The organism is Hasllibacter halocynthiae, assembly GCF_003003095.1.
In the GTDB taxonomy this organism is placed as follows: domain Bacteria; phylum Pseudomonadota; class Alphaproteobacteria; order Rhodobacterales; family Rhodobacteraceae; genus Hasllibacter; species Hasllibacter halocynthiae.
Map to the genome: position 1 here is coordinate 49,068 of NZ_PVTT01000001.1, position 16,117 is coordinate 65,184.

General features: G+C 73.0%; 14 protein-coding genes, 1 tRNA gene and 1 pseudogene. 4 read left to right on the forward strand and 12 right to left on the reverse strand.

Going from position 1 to position 16,117, the window contains the following annotated elements; translation table 11 throughout:
• Window positions 1-65 precede the first annotated feature (65 nt).
• On the forward strand, window positions 66-974 hold the full coding sequence (locus BCF33_RS00245; protein ID WP_106158958.1) for a LysR family transcriptional regulator: 909 nt from the start codon (window positions 66-68) through the stop codon (window positions 972-974).
• Here the strand turns inward: BCF33_RS00245 and BCF33_RS00250 are convergent.
• Window positions 971-1,522, reverse strand: a complete 552-nt coding sequence (locus tag BCF33_RS00250) for a tetratricopeptide repeat protein (RefSeq protein WP_106158959.1) — start codon at window positions 1,520-1,522, stop codon at window positions 971-973. The two genes, BCF33_RS00245 and BCF33_RS00250, sit on opposite strands and share 4 nt — an antisense overlap.
• Before the next feature lie 75 nt (window positions 1,523-1,597).
• Here BCF33_RS00250 and BCF33_RS00255 point away from each other — a divergent pair, with 75 nt between their 5' ends.
• Window positions 1,598-2,392 carry a rhomboid family intramembrane serine protease gene (locus BCF33_RS00255; protein WP_106158960.1) on the forward strand — a complete coding sequence of 265 codons (795 nt, stop codon included), beginning with the start codon at window positions 1,598-1,600 and terminating at the stop codon, window positions 2,390-2,392.
• Here the strand turns inward: BCF33_RS00255 and BCF33_RS00260 are convergent.
• Entirely contained in the window at window positions 2,389-3,174 is a 786-nt protein-coding gene (locus BCF33_RS00260) for an inositol monophosphatase family protein (protein ID WP_106158961.1), read from the reverse strand. The genes BCF33_RS00255 and BCF33_RS00260 overlap by 4 nt on opposite strands.
• Window positions 3,175-3,420: 246 nt before the next feature.
• Between BCF33_RS00260 and BCF33_RS00265 the strand changes: the two genes are divergently transcribed.
• A tRNA-Leu gene (locus BCF33_RS00265) sits at window positions 3,421-3,505 on the forward strand.
• Between the two features lie 226 nt (window positions 3,506-3,731).
• Here the strand turns inward: BCF33_RS00265 and metG are convergent.
• From metG to carA, 6 genes are read right to left on the reverse strand one after another with little or no spacing between them, the layout of a single operon-like run.
• The gene (gene metG, locus BCF33_RS00270) at window positions 3,732-5,444 is read right to left on the reverse strand and encodes a methionine--tRNA ligase (RefSeq protein ID WP_106158962.1); all 1,713 of its coding nucleotides are present in this window, start codon (window positions 5,442-5,444) and stop codon (window positions 3,732-3,734) included.
• A gap of 60 nt (window positions 5,445-5,504) precedes the next feature.
• A complete protein-coding gene (locus BCF33_RS00275) occupies window positions 5,505-5,855 on the reverse strand; it encodes a hypothetical protein (protein WP_106158963.1) in 351 nt (116 codons plus the stop codon).
• An 11-nt stretch (window positions 5,856-5,866) separates the two neighbouring features.
• Window positions 5,867-7,006, reverse strand: coding sequence for an FAD-dependent monooxygenase (locus BCF33_RS00280; protein WP_106158964.1), 1,140 nt, complete (start codon window positions 7,004-7,006; stop codon window positions 5,867-5,869).
• 6 nt (window positions 7,007-7,012) lie between these two features.
• Entirely contained in the window at window positions 7,013-7,669 is a 657-nt protein-coding gene (locus BCF33_RS00285; protein ID WP_106158965.1) for a pyrimidine 5'-nucleotidase, read from the reverse strand.
• Between the two features lie 8 nt (window positions 7,670-7,677).
• Entirely contained in the window at window positions 7,678-9,552 is a 1,875-nt protein-coding gene (locus tag BCF33_RS00290; RefSeq protein ID WP_106158966.1) for a glycosyltransferase family 2 protein, read from the reverse strand.
• 35 nt (window positions 9,553-9,587) lie between these two features.
• Window positions 9,588-10,739: a glutamine-hydrolyzing carbamoyl-phosphate synthase small subunit gene (gene carA, locus BCF33_RS00295; RefSeq protein WP_106158967.1), complete on the reverse strand. Its 1,152-nt coding sequence runs from the start codon at window positions 10,737-10,739 to the stop codon at window positions 9,588-9,590.
• A 138-nt stretch (window positions 10,740-10,877) separates the two neighbouring features.
• Here carA and BCF33_RS00300 point away from each other — a divergent pair, with 138 nt between their 5' ends.
• Window positions 10,878-11,339: a GatB/YqeY domain-containing protein gene (locus tag BCF33_RS00300; protein WP_106158968.1), complete on the forward strand. Its 462-nt coding sequence runs from the start codon at window positions 10,878-10,880 to the stop codon at window positions 11,337-11,339.
• Window positions 11,340-11,497: 158 nt separating this feature from the next.
• Here the strand turns inward: BCF33_RS00300 and BCF33_RS00305 are convergent, their stop codons facing one another.
• The 4 genes and pseudogenes from BCF33_RS00305 to lipB form a co-directional block, all read right to left on the reverse strand.
• Window positions 11,498-11,875, reverse strand: a complete 378-nt coding sequence (locus BCF33_RS00305) for a hypothetical protein (RefSeq protein WP_146132753.1) — start codon at window positions 11,873-11,875, stop codon at window positions 11,498-11,500.
• A 761-nt stretch (window positions 11,876-12,636) separates the two neighbouring features.
• Window positions 12,637-13,128, reverse strand: a complete 492-nt coding sequence (locus BCF33_RS00310; RefSeq protein WP_106160125.1) for a DUF2244 domain-containing protein — start codon at window positions 13,126-13,128, stop codon at window positions 12,637-12,639.
• Window positions 13,129-13,202: 74 nt separating this feature from the next.
• Window positions 13,203-14,927 carry a cytochrome c oxidase subunit I gene (locus BCF33_RS00315; protein ID WP_106158970.1) on the reverse strand — a complete coding sequence of 575 codons (1,725 nt, stop codon included), beginning with the start codon at window positions 14,925-14,927 and terminating at the stop codon, window positions 13,203-13,205.
• A gap of 502 nt (window positions 14,928-15,429) precedes the next feature.
• Window positions 15,430-16,092 (reverse strand): annotated as a pseudogene (gene lipB, locus BCF33_RS00320) (lipoyl(octanoyl) transferase LipB); the annotation flags it as partial.
• Between the last annotated feature and the right edge of the window lie 25 nt (window positions 16,093-16,117).

Below are 16,117 nucleotides of genomic sequence, written 5' to 3' on the forward strand. Positions count from 1 at the left end.
CGCCCTTGTCGTCCGGGCGGGGAGTTGAGACAAGCTCACAAGTTCGAACCTCAACATGAGTTCCGATGCATATCGAGCTGCGCCACCTCCGCACGGTCCGCGCCATCCACGAGGAGGGCGGCCTCGCGCGGGCGGCCGACGCGCTGAACCTCACGCAGTCGGCGCTCTCGCACCAGCTCAAGGGGATCGAGGCGCAGGTCGGCCAGCCCCTGTTCGTGCGCCGCGCCCGGCCCATGCGCCTCTCCGCCGCGGGGGAGCGGTTCCTGCGCGCAGCCGAGCGGATCCTGCCCGAGATCGACGCCCTTCGGGACGAGTTCGAGCGTCTGGGCGCCGGCGCCGCCGGGCGCCTGCACATCGCGATCGAATGCCACGCCTGCTACGAATGGCTCTTTCCCGTGCTCGACGGCTTCCGCCGCGCCTTCCCGGAGGTCGATGTCGACATCCGCCCGGGCCTCGCCTTCGAAGGGCTTCCCGCGCTTCAGCGCGAGGAGGTCGACCTCGTCATCACCTCCGACCCGGAAGAGGCGCCCGGCCTCTCCTTCGCGCCGCTCTTCGACTACGCCCCCGTCTTCGTCGCCGCGGAGGGGCACCCCCTGGCCGAAAGGCCCTTCATCGAGGCGGTGGACCTCGCCGGCGAGACGCTCATCACCTATCCGGTGCCCGAGGCGCGCCTCGACGTGTTCTCGCAACTCCTGACGCCGGCGGGCGTGCGGCCCGCAGCCCGCCGCGAGGTCGAGCTGACGGCCGTCATCCTCCTTCTCGTCGCGTCCGGAAGGGGGGTGGCGGTGCTGCCCGACTGGGTGGTGCGCGGCACGCGGGGCACCGGCGGCACCGTAGCCCGCCCCATCGCCCGTCCCGGCGGCGTGACCCGCCGCCTCTACGCCGCCACCCGGGGCGAGGACGCGGCGCGTCCCTTCATGGCCCATTTCCTCCGCCTCGCCCGGACCGAGCCGGTGAAGCTCCAGCGCCTCTAGAGATCGACATCCGGCGCGGGCGCCTCGCCCTTCAGGAGGGCGCGCTCAGGCAGCCAGGGGTTCAGGCGCAGCGCGGCCCGCAGGTCCTCCTGCGCCTCGGCGTCCCGGCCCAGCGCGATCAGCGTCAGCGCCCGGCCCGTCAGCGCGCCCGTATGCCTCGGTCGCAGCGCCAGCGCCCGGTCGAGGTCGGGCAGCGCGGCCGCGAAGTCCCGCGCGAGGAAGCGCGCGAAGCCGCGCTGGTTCCAGCCCTCGGCATAATCGGGGCAATAGCCCACCAACCGGTCGAGGACGTCGATCGCCCCCAGGAGGTCGCCGACCCGGATCGCCTCCGCGCCCCGGTCCAGCATCGCCTGCGCCCGCGCGTCCGGCGCCCGCAGCCACAGATCCCATAGCCCGGCGGCGGTCCGCTGCCCGATGGCGCGGCTCGGCGCGGCCTGCACCTGCCGAATGATCTCGGCCTTCTCGGCGCGGGTGTCGGGCACGGGGGGGCAGGCATCCTGCGCGCCCGCCGGCGCGGCGAGGCACGAAAGGAGGGCGAGCGTCCGCATCCCCCCGAGGCTGGCGCGCGCGGGCCTCGCGTCAAGCGGTTGACAGGCGGCCCGGCCGGGCGACGTTCCAAGCCCATGTTCCCGATCCGCGACCACAACCCGTCCGAGGGCACGCCCTTCGTCACCTGGGCGCTGATCGCGCTGAACGTCGTCGTCTTCCTCGGCTACGTGCCGCGCCTCGGCGACCCGGTCCTCCTCATGGCGTTCTGGCAGGACTGGGCGCTCGTCCCGCGGGAGGTCACCGGCGGGGAGGGGTACGGGACCATCCTCACCTCCATGTTCCTCCACGGCGGCTGGCTGCACCTTGGGGGGAACATGCTCTTCCTCTGGATCTTCGGCGACAACCTCGAGGCCGAGTTCGGGCATCTGGGCTTCCTCGCCTTCTACCTTTTCGCCGGCGCGGCGGCGGGGCTGGCGCAGGTCGCGTCCGCGCCCCTCTCGCCCGTGCCGATGGTGGGCGCGTCCGGGGCCATCGCGGGGGTGATGGGGGGCTACCTGCTGCTGTTCCCGAAGGCGCGGGTGGACGTCCTCTTCATCATCGTCGTGATCGTCCGGATCATCCCGCTGCCGGCTTGGATCGTGCTCGGCGCGTGGTTCGCGATCCAGGTCGGCTCGGGCGCCATGACGCCGACCGCCGGGGGCGGGGTGGCCTACTGGGCGCATACGGGCGGCTTCGCGGCGGGCCTCGCGATGACCGTGCCGCTCTTCCTGCGCCGGGGCGGCACGGCGTTCTGGGCCCGCACGGACGGCCACCCGCCGCACCCGCCGGCGAAGGAGGGGCGCGCGGGCGGCCCGGTAGCCGCCCGCATGACGGGCTTGCCGCGCGTGCCGCGCCGGGGACGCCGCCCGAAGGGCCCCTGGGACCGCTAGCCCTCGCGGATCAGCTTGGCGAAGGCGTCGAACGTGCCCTCGCCGGCGGCGAGGACCGTGCCCGATTCCAGCACCCGCTCCTCCGGCAGGATCGCCTCGACCAGCGCGCCCGCCTCGCGCGCGATCACGAGGCCGGCGGCCAGGTCCCAGGCCTTCAGCCGCCGCTCCCAGAAGCCCTCGTAGCGACCCGCCGCCACGTAGGCGAGGTCGAGGGACGCCGCCCCCCAACGCCGCACCCCCGCACAGGTCGGCAGCACGCGCGCCAGCTCCCGCAGGGTGACGGGCAGGTCGGCGCGGCCCGCGAAGGGCAGTCCGGTGGCGAAGACGCTCTCGATCAGGCGGGTCCGGCCCGAGACGCGCAGGCGCCGCTCGTTCACGAAGGCGCCGCCGCCCTTCTCGGCGACGAAGGTCTCGTCCTTCACCGGGTCGTGGACGACGCCCGCGACCACCTCGCCCTTGTGCTCGAGCGCGATCGAGACGGCCCAGTGCGGCATCCCGTGAAGGAAGTTCGTCGTCCCGTCCAACGGATCGACGATCCAGCGCCGGGTCGGGTCCGCGCCCCGGATCTCGTCCTCCTCCTCGGCGAGCCAGCCGTAGTTCGGGCGGGTGCCGAGCAGCTCCTCCTTCAGGACGGCCTGGGCGCGGGTGTCGGCCTTCGAGACGAAGTCGCCGGGACCCTTCACGCCGACCTGCAGCTGCTCGACCTCGCCGAAGTCGCGCAGAAGGCCGCGGCCCGCCTTGCGGGCGGCCTTCACCATGACGTTGAGATTGGCTGACTGCATCGCGCGCTCTCCCGGATCAGGGCGCGCCTCTAGGCCGGGGGGCTGCGAAGCGCCAGCCCCGCGTGGGGCCTTGCCCGGCCAGGCATCGGGCCCTTGTCCGGACGACCGCGGGCGCGCCGCCCCCCGGACCCTCGGGGGGGAGGGTTTCAGCCGGTAGGGAGGGGGCCGCCTCGGAAGGCCCGGGCGGATGCGCCGGGGCGGCAGGCGGCTTGCCGCGGCCCGCGCGAGGCGGCAGTCAGGCGCCGGGCGCCCGTGGCGGAACTGGCAGACGCACCGGACTTAAAATCCGGCGCCTTCGGGCATCCGGGTTCGATCCCCGGCGGGCGCACCAACCCAGGCACCGATCGTCTCCGCGATCTCGCCCCCCGCCTGGGGGATCGGGGCGAGGCGCTCCCGCTCCTCCTCGCCCGTGTCGCCCTCCGTCGGAAGGGCGCCGCGGCCGGGGACCACCTCCAGCGGCGTGCGCAGCCCGTGCGCGAGGTCGGGCGAGAGGACGGGGCGGGCTTGGAGGATCGGCGACATGGCTTTGGCCGTGCGACGCGGCGGCGGAGGAACCGTTAAGCCCGCGTGCCTGCGAACCGCGCCTGCCAACCCTCCCGCTCCTCGTCGGTGATCTTGGCGAAGAGGTTCTCGGGCACCGCGAACCCGTGCCCCGCAGGCAGGGCGCGCAGCGCCTCCGCCACGTCCCCGGGCCACTCGGCCTGCGCCCCCAGCGCGCCCAGCAGCCGCTCGGCGGCGAAGGGCAGGAACGGCGCGGACAGCACCGCGAAGAGCCGGGCGAGGTTCAGCCCAACCGCCACCTGCGCCGCGGCGCGGGCGGGGTCCTCCTTGTAGGCGGCCCAGGGCGCGGCCTCCTGCAGGTACTCGTTGCCGGCCACCCAGATCGCGCGCAGCGCCCGGGCCGAACGGCGGACCTCGATCGCGTCCATCGCAGCCTCGTACTCGCGTACGAGGCCCTCCAGGCGCGCGGCCAGCGCCTCCTCCTGCGGGCCCCAGGCGCCGCCCTCGGGCACCGCCTCGCCGAACTTCGAGCGGCAGAACTTCGTCACGCGGGAGACGAAGTTGCCCAGGACGTCCGCGAGGTCCTTGTTCACGCCCTGCTGGAACCCCTCCCACGTGAACTCCGAATCCGACGATTCGGGACAGTTCGACAGCAGCCACCAGCGCCAGACGTCCGCAGGCAGGATCTCCAGCGCCTGGTCCTGGAACACGCCCCGGCCCTTCGACGTGCTGAACTGCCCCCCGTCATAGTTGAGGTAGTTGAAGGATTTGAGATAATCGACCTTCTTCCACGGCTCGCCCGACCCGATCAGCGTCGCGGGGAAGCTCAAGGTATGGAAGGGCACGTTGTCCTTGCCCATGAACTGGACGTAGCGGACGTCCCCGGCCCCTTCGTCCGTGCGCCACCAGCGGCGCCAGCCGGCCTCGCCGAGGCCGTGCGCCCCGGCCCATTCGCCGGCGCAGGCGATGTACTCGATGGGTGCGTCGAACCAGACGTAGAAGACCTTGCCCTCCATTCCCGGCCACGGCTCCGACCCCTTGCGCACGGGTATGCCCCAGTCGAGGTCGCGGGTGATGCCCCGGTCCTGCAGCCCCTCTCCGTCATGCAGCCACTTCTTCGCGATGGACGTCGTCAGGACCGGCCATCCGTCCTGCCCGTCGATCCAGGCGTCCAGCTCGCCCCGCAGCCTCGACTGGAGGAGGTGCAGGTGCTTCGTCTCCCGCACCTCGAGATCCGTGGACCCCGACAGCGCCGAGCGCGGCTCGATCAGGTCCGTCGGGTCGAGCTGCTTGGTGCAGTTCTCGCACTGGTCGCCGCGCGCGGCCTCGTAGCCGCAGTTGGGGCAGGTCCCCTCGACGTAGCGGTCGGGAAGGAAGCGGCCGTCGGCTTCGGACCAGACCTGCCGCTCGATGATCTCCTCGATCAGGCCGTTCTCGTCGAGCCGGCCGGCGAAGTGCTGCGTCAGCGCGTGGTTCTCTGGGCTTGAGGAGCGGCCGTAATGGTCGAAGCTCAACCCGAACCCCTTCGCCAGCTCCGCCTGCACCGCGTGCATCTCGGCGCAGTACTCGGCGACGGGCTTGCCGGCCTTGCCGGCGGCGATCTCGGCGGGGGTGCCATGCTCGTCCGTGGCGCAGAGGAACAGCACCTCCTCCCCCCGGGCGCGCAGATAGCGCGCGTGCAGGTCCGCCGGAAGCTGGCTGCCCACGAGGTTGCCGAGGTGCTTGATCCCGTTGATGTAGGGCAGGGCGGAGGTGATCAGGTAGCGCATGGGCCGTCCCTTAGCCCCGCCCTCCGCGCCGGGCCAGCCCCCTCCCGCCCGGCGGCGGGCTCAGGCCCCCTCCGGCCGGGCGACGCCGTAGGGCGGCAGGCGCAGCCGGCCCTCGTGCATGGCGGCGGGCCGGTCCTCCAGCGCGCAGCGCCACGCCGCCCCCGGATCGAAGCCGGGCACGCCCGGCGACACCTCCCGCCCCTCCGCGGCGAAGGGGAACACCGCCGGAAACGTTCCGTCGCTTGGCTGCCGCGCGCCCGCGTGCCGCTCCAGCAGCGCCCGCAGCCGCGTCTCGAACCGGTCGCCGTGAAGGTGCTGCAAGGGGTGCGCCGCGTCCCCGGCATTGCGCCGCCGGCGCATCTCGAAGAGGGCGGCGGCGCCCGGCGGGACGGGACGGCCTCCCAGCGGCACGGGGCCCGTCCCTAGCCCAGGCCGAAGCGCATGAGGCCCCGCCGGAGCCCGGGCGCGCGCGCCATCGCGGCGATGGCCGGGCCCCGCAGCATGCCCAGCGGCCCGCCGATCGACGCCGCGTTCAGCGCAGTCACCGCCGCGGCCTTCGCCATCACCTGCGGCATCCGCGCCCGTTCCCAGCGGCGCAGCGCCTCCGGCTCGCCCGGGTCCTCGCCCGCCGCCTCCAGCAGGCTCGCCACGTCGCCGAGCGACGTGTTCAGCCCCTGCGCACCGATGGGCGGCAGGGCATGGGCGGCTTCGGCGATCAGCGCGGCGCGGGGTGCGGCCATCCGGGCGGCGACGCGGGTGACGAGGGGGAACACGCTCGGCCGGCCCTCGGGCTCCAGCGCGCCCAGCGTGCCGCCCGATCGCTCCGTCGCGGCGGCGGCGAAGGCGTCCGCGGGAAGGGCCAGCAGCCGCTCCGCCTCCGGGCCGGTGGTCATCCACACCACGGCCGAGCGATGGGCGCCCCCCTCGTCCGGCAGCGGCACGAGGACGAAGGGCCCGTCCCGGTCGTAGAGCTCGGTCGAGACGTTCGAATGCGGCACCGCGTGGCGCACGTCGAAGCTCAGCGCGCGCTGGCCCGTCCGCCAGTTCCGGACGGGGATGCCCAGCGCCTCGCGCACCACGCTCTCCCTGCCGTCCGCCCCGATCAGCAGCCGCACCGACAGGGCGCGCCCGGCCACCCGGACGATCGCCTCGCCCGTGCGCGCGGTCACGCCCTCCACGGATCCCTCGATCCGCTCGACGCCCAGCGCACTGGCGCGCGCCTCCAGCGCGGCGCGCAGGGCGCCGTTGGGGATGTTCCAGCCGAACGCCTCCTCGCCGACCTCGCGCGCCTCGAACCCGGCGGAGGCGTTCGCGCGCAGGTCCACCACCCGCATCGCGGCCAGCGGGGCGGGCGCCCCCAGCGTGTCCCAGGCGCCCACCCCCTCCAGGAGCGTCCGGCCAGGCTGCAGGATCGCGGTCGTGCGCCTGTCGCGCACACGCTCCGCGCCGGCCGGGGCGGGGTCGGCCAGCGCGACCTGCAGGCCGCGGCCGGTGAAGGCGCAGGCCGCCGTCAGCCCGGCGGGACCCGCCCCCGCCACGAGGATGTCGATGCCATGCTCCATGCCCGTTCAGCTAGGCGCCGGCGTCCTTCCCGCCAGCCCGCCGAGGAAGGACGCGAGGTCACGCGCATGGTGGCGCACATGCGCCCCCTCGGCCCGCCGGGGGGCGACGTGGATCGTCTCCATCCCCCATTCGTGCGGCACGAGGAGGTTGCGCGCGTCGTCCTCGAACATCGCCGCGCCGGCCGCGTCGAACCCGTCGAGGCGACGGATCGCCTCGAAGGCCGCCTTGTGCGGCTTCGGGACCAGCCCGGCCTCCTCGATGCCGTAGAGCGCGTCGAACGCCTCCTCCAACCCCAAGGCCGCCGCCACCCGCCCGGCGTACTCGGCGGTGCCGTTGGTGAACACGATCCGCCGCCCCGGCAGCGCCCCCAGAGCGGTGCGCAGCGCCGGATCGGGCCGCAGCGCGGAAAGGTCGATCTCGTGGACGTGGCGCAGGAAGTCGTCCGGATGGGTGCCGTGACGCGCCATCAGCCCGGCCAGCGTGGTCCCGTGCTCGCGCCAGTAGAGGGCGCGGAGCCGGTCCGCCTCTGCCTCCGTCACCTCGAGGTCGCGGACCATCCACTCGCGCATCTTGGCCTCGATCTGCGCGAACAGGCGCGCCTCCGGGGGGTAGAGCGTGTTGTCGAGGTCGAAGATCCAGGTGCGGACGTCTGCCAGTGCCATGCCCGCCCCTAGATCGGCCCCGCCCCCTCCGGCAAGGCCTGCCCGTGGTCGGTCTTATCCCACCAGAAGGGCGCGACCGCCACCTCCCAGAGCGCCTTCCACGTCGCCGCGACCGCCAGCGGGAAGGTCAGGAGGCCCGCCAGAACCCAGAGGGGCCGCGCCCGCCCGCCGCTGCGCGCCGCGCCGAGGACCTGCCCGGCGACGTGCACACCGCTCGCCCCCAGCCAGAGCGCGCCCGCCCCGCCCAGCGCGGGCCCCGGCGCCGCCCCCGTGGCCGCCCACCGCCAGAGGATCGCGGCCCAGAGAGGCGGCATCAGCGCCAGCACCCCGATGCCGGACAGGAAATGCGCGTGGAAGGCCGCGAAGCCCGCGGGGCCCAGGTCGCGCCACAGCACGCGCGGCCGCCGCGCGTGGACCGCCCATGTCAGCGCATAGCCCTTGATCCAGCGCGAGCGCTGGCGGACCCACGGCCAGGGGCGGGCGACGGCCTCCTCCAGCGTCTCGGTATCCACGATCTCGGTCCGCCAGCCCCGGCGGTGGAGACGCACGCCGAGATCCGCGTCCTCCGTGACGTTGTGCGCGTCCCAGCCGCCGACCGCCTCCAGCGCCTCGCGCCGGAAGAACAGCGTCGTCCCCCCCAGCGGCACCGGCAGCCCGAGCCGCGCCAGCCCCGGCAGCACGAGGCCGAACCACGTCGCGTAGTCGGCCGCGAAGGCCCGTGTCAGCCAGCTCTCGCGCGGGTTGTAGAAGGCCAGCCGCCCCTGAAGGCAGGCCACCTCCCGCGGGGCGGCGGCGAAGCGGGCGGCGACGGTCTCGAGCTGGGCGGCTTCCGGCGCGTCCTCCGCGTCCCAGATGCCGACGATCGCGCCGGTCGCCTCGCCCAGCGCGTAGTTCAACGCGCGCGGCTTCGTCCGCACGCCGCCCGGCGGGACCGCCACCGCGCGCGCCCAGCCCGGCAGCCGCGCCGCGGCGAGCGCGCGCGCGGTGACGTGGTCGTCCGCCTCGTGGACCAGCAGCACCTCCAGCGCGTCGCGCGGCCAGCGCACCGCCTCGATCCGGCGCATCAGCCGCTGGGCGATCCGATCCTCCCGCAGCAGGGGGACCAGCATGGTGATCCTCACCGGGCCCGGCGCCCTCGTGCGGGCGGGCGCCGCCGTTCGCAGCGCGGCCGCCAGGCCCAGGCCCCGAAGCACCGCCCCGGCCAGCAGCAGCGCCAGCGCCGCCCCGCCCAGCACGGCCAGCGGCGCGAGCGCCAGCGCCACGAGCGTGGCCGCCGCCAGGGCCAGGGCGGGCACGGCCGGGGCCCCGAGCGACCGCACGCTGTCCGCCTCCGGGCAGCGCCGCTCGGCATGCCTCGCGGCGGCCTCGGCGGGCCCGCCGGCGCGGGCCAGCCGCAGCGCCCCGCGCGAGGCGCCGACGGGCCGGCAAGGCCCCAGCTCGGCCCGGAGGGCCGCGGCATGGCGCGGCCAGTCCTCCGGATGGGGCAGGGCGACGGGCACCACCGGTCCGGACGCGCGAAGCGGCATCGCCCGCCCGGACGCGGCGAGCCCCTCCGCCACGCCGGCGGGATCCAGCGCCAGCGGCGCGAGGGGCAGGTCGGCGGGCGGCGCGAAGCGCCGGCGCGCGACGGAGAGGGGGGCGCCGCCCACCATCCGCCCCGCGGCGAGGACCTCGCCCAGCGGTCGGCCGAGGAGGGCGGCCCGGCCCCGCGCGCGAAGAAGGTCCGCCGGCGCGACCGCGCCGCCATTCGTCAGAACGGCGCCCAGCGCGGCGTCCCCGGACGTGGCGAAGCGGTGGCCCGCCCGCGGGCTCGGGCGCGGTGCCGCCGGCCGTTCGGCGGCAGGCGCGGCGACGGCGCCGGGAATGTCGGGATCGACGCTCACCCCGCCCCCATGCCCGGGGCGGGGTTAACGGACGGTTAACGCGCCGCGCCGCGCCGCGCGTCGATCGCATCCCGGAACCGATCGAAGAGGTAGGCGCTGTCGTGCGGGCCGGGGCTGGCCTCCGGGTGGTACTGGACCGAGAAGACCGGCCTGCCCTCGACCCTGAGTCCGCAGTTCGTGCCGTCGAAGAGGGACACGTGCGTCTGCGTCACGCCCTCGGGCAGGGTCTGCGCGTCGACGGTGAAGCCGTGGTTCATCGACGTGATCTCGACCTTGCCGGTCCCGAGGTCCTTCACCGGATGGTTCGCGCCGTGGTGGCCGTGGTTCATCTTCACCGTCCCGGCCCCCAGCGCCAGCGCCAGCATCTGGTGCCCGAGGCAGATGCCGAACGTGGGCAGGCCCGTTTCGATCACCTCGCGGATCATCGGCACCGCGTAGGCCCCCGTCGCCGCCGGGTCGCCCGGCCCGTTCGACAGGAACAGCCCGTCCGGCTCCAGCGCGAGGACGTCCTCGGCCGTCGCCGTGGCCGGCAGCACGGTCACGTCGCAGCCCACGTGGACGAGCGACCGCAGGATGTTCCGCTTGGCGCCGTAATCGACCGCCACGACCCGCGGCCCGCCCTCGGGCGCCGCGACGTGCCCGTCGGGCCAGCCCCACTTGCCCTCGCTCCAGCGATAGCTCTGCCGGGTCGAGACGTCCCGCGCGAGGTCCATCCCCACGAGGCCGGGAAAGGCCCGCGCCTTCGCGACCAGCGCCTCGATGTCGAACGCGCCCTCCGGATCGTGCGCCAGGGCCACGTGCGGGGCGCCCTGCTGCCGGATCGCGCGCGTCAGACGCCGCGTGTCCACGCCGCCCATCCCGATCCGCCCCCGCGCGGCCAGCCAGCCCGAGAGGTCCCGCGCCGCGCGCCAGCTCGAGGGCTCCGTCGGATCCCACTTCACCACCATGCCCTCGGCCACGGGATCGCCCGTCTCGTCGTCCTCGGGCGTGATCCCGGTGTTGCCGACATGGGGGAAGGTGAAGGTCACGACCTGCCCGGCATAGCTCGGGTCGGTCATGATCTCCTGATAGCCGGTCATCGCGGTGTTGAAGCACAGCTCGGCGACCGTCTCGCCGGCGGCGCCGAAGCCGCGGCCCATGAACACCGTGCCGTCGGCGAGGGCGAGGCAGGCGGTCGGACGGGTCATGGCGCGCTCCGGGGAATGGTGTGCGTGGCTGGGCAAACGGGTGGCCGCCTACGCCCGGCCCCGCCTTCGGTCAAGCACGGCTTGAAGGGCGCGCGCCCTCCGCCTATCTGCGCCCCTTCACGAAAGCGAGGCTGCCCCATGGACATGCGCGAGAAGGTCTCCGCCGCGCTCAAGCAGGCGATGAAGGCCAAGGACGCCGAGCGTCTGGGGACGCTGCGCCTCGTGAACGCGGCCATCAAGGACCGCGACATCGCGCTGCGCGGCACCGACGGCGAGGGGCAGTGCGGCGACGCCGAGGTCACGGCGATCCTCTCCAAGATGGTCAAGCAGCGCCGCGAATCGGCCCGCGCCTACGAGGAGGGCGGCCGCCTCGAGCTCGCCGAGCAGGAGCTGCGCGAGATCGCCGTCATCGAGGAGTTCCTGCCCCGCCAGATGACCCCGAAGGAGGTCGACGCCGCCATCGGCGCGGCCATCGACGGCACCGGCGCCACCTCCATCCGCGACATGGGCAGGGTCATGGGCGCCCTCAAGTCCCGCCACGCCGGCCGCATGGACTTCGCCGCCGCCGGCCCGAAGGTGAAGCAGCGCCTGGCGGGGTGAGGGCGCGCGCCGGCGCGGAAGGCCGGCGACCGGCCCCCGGACGGGCGAAGCCCCAAAAGGCCGGACCGCAGGCCGCCTGGCTTTCTTGAGCTATACGTGTGAAACATCAGGCGCAGGACGCTTCGAACGGCAGCTCTCGAGCCCAAACTGATCGGTCTCTAGCTTGGGAAGTCCTCTTCGCTTTCTTCAGAAAACCGACCGCGTTCACAGAAGACAGCTAACGCTTGCTCGGAAAATCTGGACACGTTTACCCATTCCTCGGAATCTCTGAACCAATCGACCTTCCATGTGTCTTCGTCAGTCGCGTCCGCTGCGGCATTAGAAAGCATCAGGAATTTAGCAATGACAACCCTTTCTTTTTCGCTGAAAACCTTGGGCGCCGCAGCATAGTCGAGCGGCAACCAGTCGTCGACCATGTCAATCGTCTCAAAGGCGCCGAGAGTAGCGATGTCGTCCAAGGAGGAATACAAATCGAGCAGCTCGATCACTCGATTTCGAAGCCTCTGGTAGAGCAACTGTTTGCTGATTTCTTCCATGAAGCTTTTTGGCATCCTGGCGCCACTCTCTCAAGATCGGTTTGTCCGCACAGCGGACCTTGGGTGTCGCGGCGTATACCCCGTAGCACGTTCTCCGCGTATTCCCGTGGAGGCACGCCGGGGGATAGGAAGGCCAGATGAAGATATTCATCTACGGGCCGCCCGGAGCTGGTAAGACGACGCTCGCCCTATCCCTCGGAGCGCAGTTCGGCTGGCCCGTGCATCACCTCGATGCGATCTTCTTCGAACCTGGTGGCGCACCTCGAAGCATGACCGTCAGCCAGAACGCGGTCACACGGGTCGTTGGCGGGCCGTGCTGGATCATCGAAGGAAACCACGGCGGCGCCGTCGGTGCGGTTTCCACCAAGGCGGACCGTATCGTGATGCTCCGCCTTGGCAGATGGCGAAGTCTCGCTCGCATCCTCCGCAGGCGCTTCCACACCCCGCCGCATCTTGCCGATAAGGGCCCTGAAGGCGGACCGCCCCATCTCCCCCTTCACCTCATACGGCATACGCTATCGCCTATCCTCGGGACGAGGCAATTCACGTCGAGAGGATCCGATCCAGTGCAACAGGAGACGTACGGGTGTTCGACGCCCCGGCAGATGCGATCGCATGGTTCGACTAGGTGCACCCGAGCGGGGCGTTCCGGCCCGGGGGCGGTCTCGTTCCAGCAGGATCCTTGTGGACCGATCGCGACATGGGACGGGGCGGGTCCGGGACCGAACGCGACGACCGAACGCGATGGGGGCGGCCGGTCCCTAGCCGTTCCGCACGTCGTCGAGGGCTGCCGACAGCTCGCCTTCCAGGGCGGCGCGTTCCTCGGGGGTGAGGAAGGCGCCGATCTCGACCTCGCGGGGGCCGCCCTGGAGGGTCAGGTAGTTCTCGACCGGCCCGCCCTCCGGGTGCAGGCGGCAGCGCACCCAGTGCGGGTTCGCCTCCCAGTCGCGGCGCGCGCCGTCCGGCTCGCGCCGGTCGAGGCGGATCGCCTCGGGGCCGACGCGCAGCTCCTCCACGAGGTCGCCCGTGCGCCAGGACCGGCCGATGGCGAGCCAGAGCCCCCCGAAGGCCAGCGCGAAGAACCCCCCGACCGCGACGAAGACGAAGGTGCCCAGCGCCACGACGAGCGGCAGCGCCATCAGCGCGGCGGTGATCCCCATGAACAGCGCGAAGCCGCGCCTGGACAGGCTCCTGTGCGGCCAGAGGGAAAGGGTCCGCGTCCGGTCGCCGGCTTCGGTCCAGCTGTAGGGCATCGCCAGGTCCCCCTTCGGAACGGGAAGGGGGCGCCGAACCTGGCGCCCCCCGTCCTTCTGCGTCGCGGGGCGGATCACTCCGCCGGAGTCGACATCCCCTTGTTCCGCCCGTCGTTCACGGCGCGGTCGTGGGCATGGGCGCGGTCCCACATCTCCTGGGTGGGAAGCTGCTCGAACGTGTGCTCGGGCGGCGGGCAGGGCAGCGTCCACTCCAGGGTGTCGGCATGCTCGTTCCAGTAGTTGTTCTCGCGGACCCGGCGCCCGTAGAGCAGCGTCCAGAACACCACGCCGATGAAGAACACGAACGACGCGAAGGACAGGAACGCCCCCCAGGACGACACGTAGTGCCAGGTCGCGTAGGCCTCGTTGTAGTCGATGTAGCGGCGCGGCATGCCCTGGCGGCCGAGGAAGTGCTGCGGGAAGAAGGTCAGGTTGGACCCGATGAAGAAGGTCCAGAAGTGCAGCTTGCCCGCCCATTCGGGGTACTGCCGCCCCGACATCTTGCCGATGTAGAAGTAGATGCCGGCGAAGATCGTGTACACGGCGCCCAGGGACATCACGTAGTGGAAGTGCGCCACGACGTAGTAGGTGTCGTGATAGGCCCGGTCGATCCCGGCCTGGCTCAGCACGATCCCGGTGACGCCGCCGAGGGTGAACAGGAACAGGAACCCGAACGCCCAGAGCATGGGCGTCTTGAACTCGACCGAGCCGCCCCACATCGTCGCGATCCACGAGAAGATCTTGATGCCGGTGGGCACCGCGATCACCATCGTGGCCAGCATGAAGTAGGCCTGCTGCGTCAGGCTCATGCCCACGGTGTACATGTGGTGAGCCCAGACGACGAAGCCCAGCACCCCGATCGCGATCAGCGCCCAGACCATCGGCAGGTAGCCGAAGATCGGCTTGCGCGAGAACGTGGCGATGATGTGCGAGATCAGCCCGAAGCCCGGCAGGATGACGATGTACACCTCCGGGTGCCCGAAGAACCACAGGATGTGCTGGTAGAGGACCGGATCGCCCCCGCCCGCAGGGTCGAAGAAGGTCGTCCCGAAGTTGCGGTCCATCAGCAGCATGGTGATCGCGCCGGCCAGCACCGGCAGCGCGAGGAGGATCAGCCAGGCCGTGACGAAGACCGACCACGCGAAGAGCGGCACCTTGAACAGCGTCATCCCCGGCGCGCGCATGTTGAGGAAGGTGGTGATGATGTTGATCGCGCCCAGGATCGAGGACGCGCCCGAGACGTGGACCGCGAAGATCGCGATGTCCGTCGAGAAGCCCCCTTCGGTCGTGGACAGCGGCGGATAGAGCACCCAGCCGATCCCGGACCCCAGCTGCCCGTTGCCCCCCGGCGTGAACACCGACAGCACCGCGAGCGCGCTGCCGGCGACGAACAGCCAGTAGGAGAGGTTGTTCAGCCGCGGGAACGCCATGTCCGGCGCGCCGATCTGCAAGGGCATGAAGTAGTTGCCAAAACCCCCGAAGAGGGCCGGGATCACCACGAAAAACATCATGGTGATGCCGTGCGCGGTGATGAGGACGTTCCAGAGATGGCCGTTGGGCGTGCACTCGGCCTCCGGGCGCGGGAAGAGGGACGCGCCCTCCATGCACATGAACTGCACCCCGGGCTCCAGCAGCTCCATCCGCATGTAGACGGTGAAGAGGATGGAGATCAGGCCGACGAGGCCGGCCGTCCAGAGGTAGAGGATCCCGATGTCCTTGTGGTTCGTGGACATGAACCAGCGGGTGAAGAAGCCCCGCTCGTCGGGGTGGTGCTCGTCGTGGAGCGTCGCGTCGGCCATTCCGGGCGTCCCTTCGGATCGTTCTCGTGCGATGTCTCGGCTCTGGGGCGGAACCGGGCCCGCCCGTCCGACCGGCTTCTAGGCCGGGGCGCGGGGCGGGTGCAATGCGCGCCGAGGTCGCGGGGGCGCTTTGCGCGCGGCGGCGGCGGGCTGCCGCCCCAGCGATGCCCGTCCGGCGCCGTCCCGCACCCGCCGGGATCGGCCGCGGGGCGGGCCGGAGCGCGCGCTGGCGGGCCCCCCGCCGCGGCGCGCCCCGGCCCCGGCGCCGGGCGGCGCCCTTCGGAACGCGGGCCCGCGGGGCCGGCGGCGCCCCTCGCCCGGCGGGCGCCCGCCCCGTCCGCGCTGCCGTGGCGGGACCGTCCCGCGGAAGGCGCCGCCCCCGCCGCGCCCGTGCGGGCGGGGCGCCGCCCGCTCATGCGTCCTCCGCGGCGACGGGCCCGGCCGGACCCGGGGGCAAGCTCGCGGGCGGGATCGGGGACGGGGCGGCAAGGGCGCGCGGGAGGGGGCGGTCCGTGCGCGGCAGGGCCGCCTCGAAGGCGTCGAAGGTCCGCTTCAGCGCCGCGTCCAGGTCCCCCATCGTCACCGGCAGCCCGAGGTCCACCAGCGAGGTTACCCCGTGCCCCTCGATCCCGCAGGGCACGATGCCGGCATAGTGCGACAGGTCCGGCTCGACGTTGACGGACAGGCCGTGGAAGGCGGTCCACCGGCGCACCCGCACGCCGATGGCGGCGATCTTGTCCTCGCGCGGGGTGCCGTCCGGCAGGGGGGGAAGGTCCGGCCTGGCGATCCAGACGCCGACCCGCCCGGGGCGGATCAGGCCCTGCAGCCCGAACTCCGCCAGCGTGGCGACGATCCAGCCCTCCAGCGCGCGGACATAGGCACGCACGTCGCGCCCCCGCGCGGCGAGGTCGGCGACCACGTAGGCGACCCGCTGGCCGGGGCCGTGATAGGTGTACCGCCCCCCGCGCCGCGCCTCGTGGACGGGAAGCCGCGCCTCGCGCAGGTCCTCCGGCCGGGCGGAGGTGCCCGCGGTGTAGAGCGCGGGATGCTCCAGCAGCCACACGGCCTCGCCCGCCTCGCCCCGGCGCAGGGCGGCGACGCGGTCCTGCATGATCCGGTCGGCGTCGGGCCAGTCCACGGGCGCGGGCGAGGCGATCCATTCCATCGCCCCTAGATGGCCGCGGCGCGCG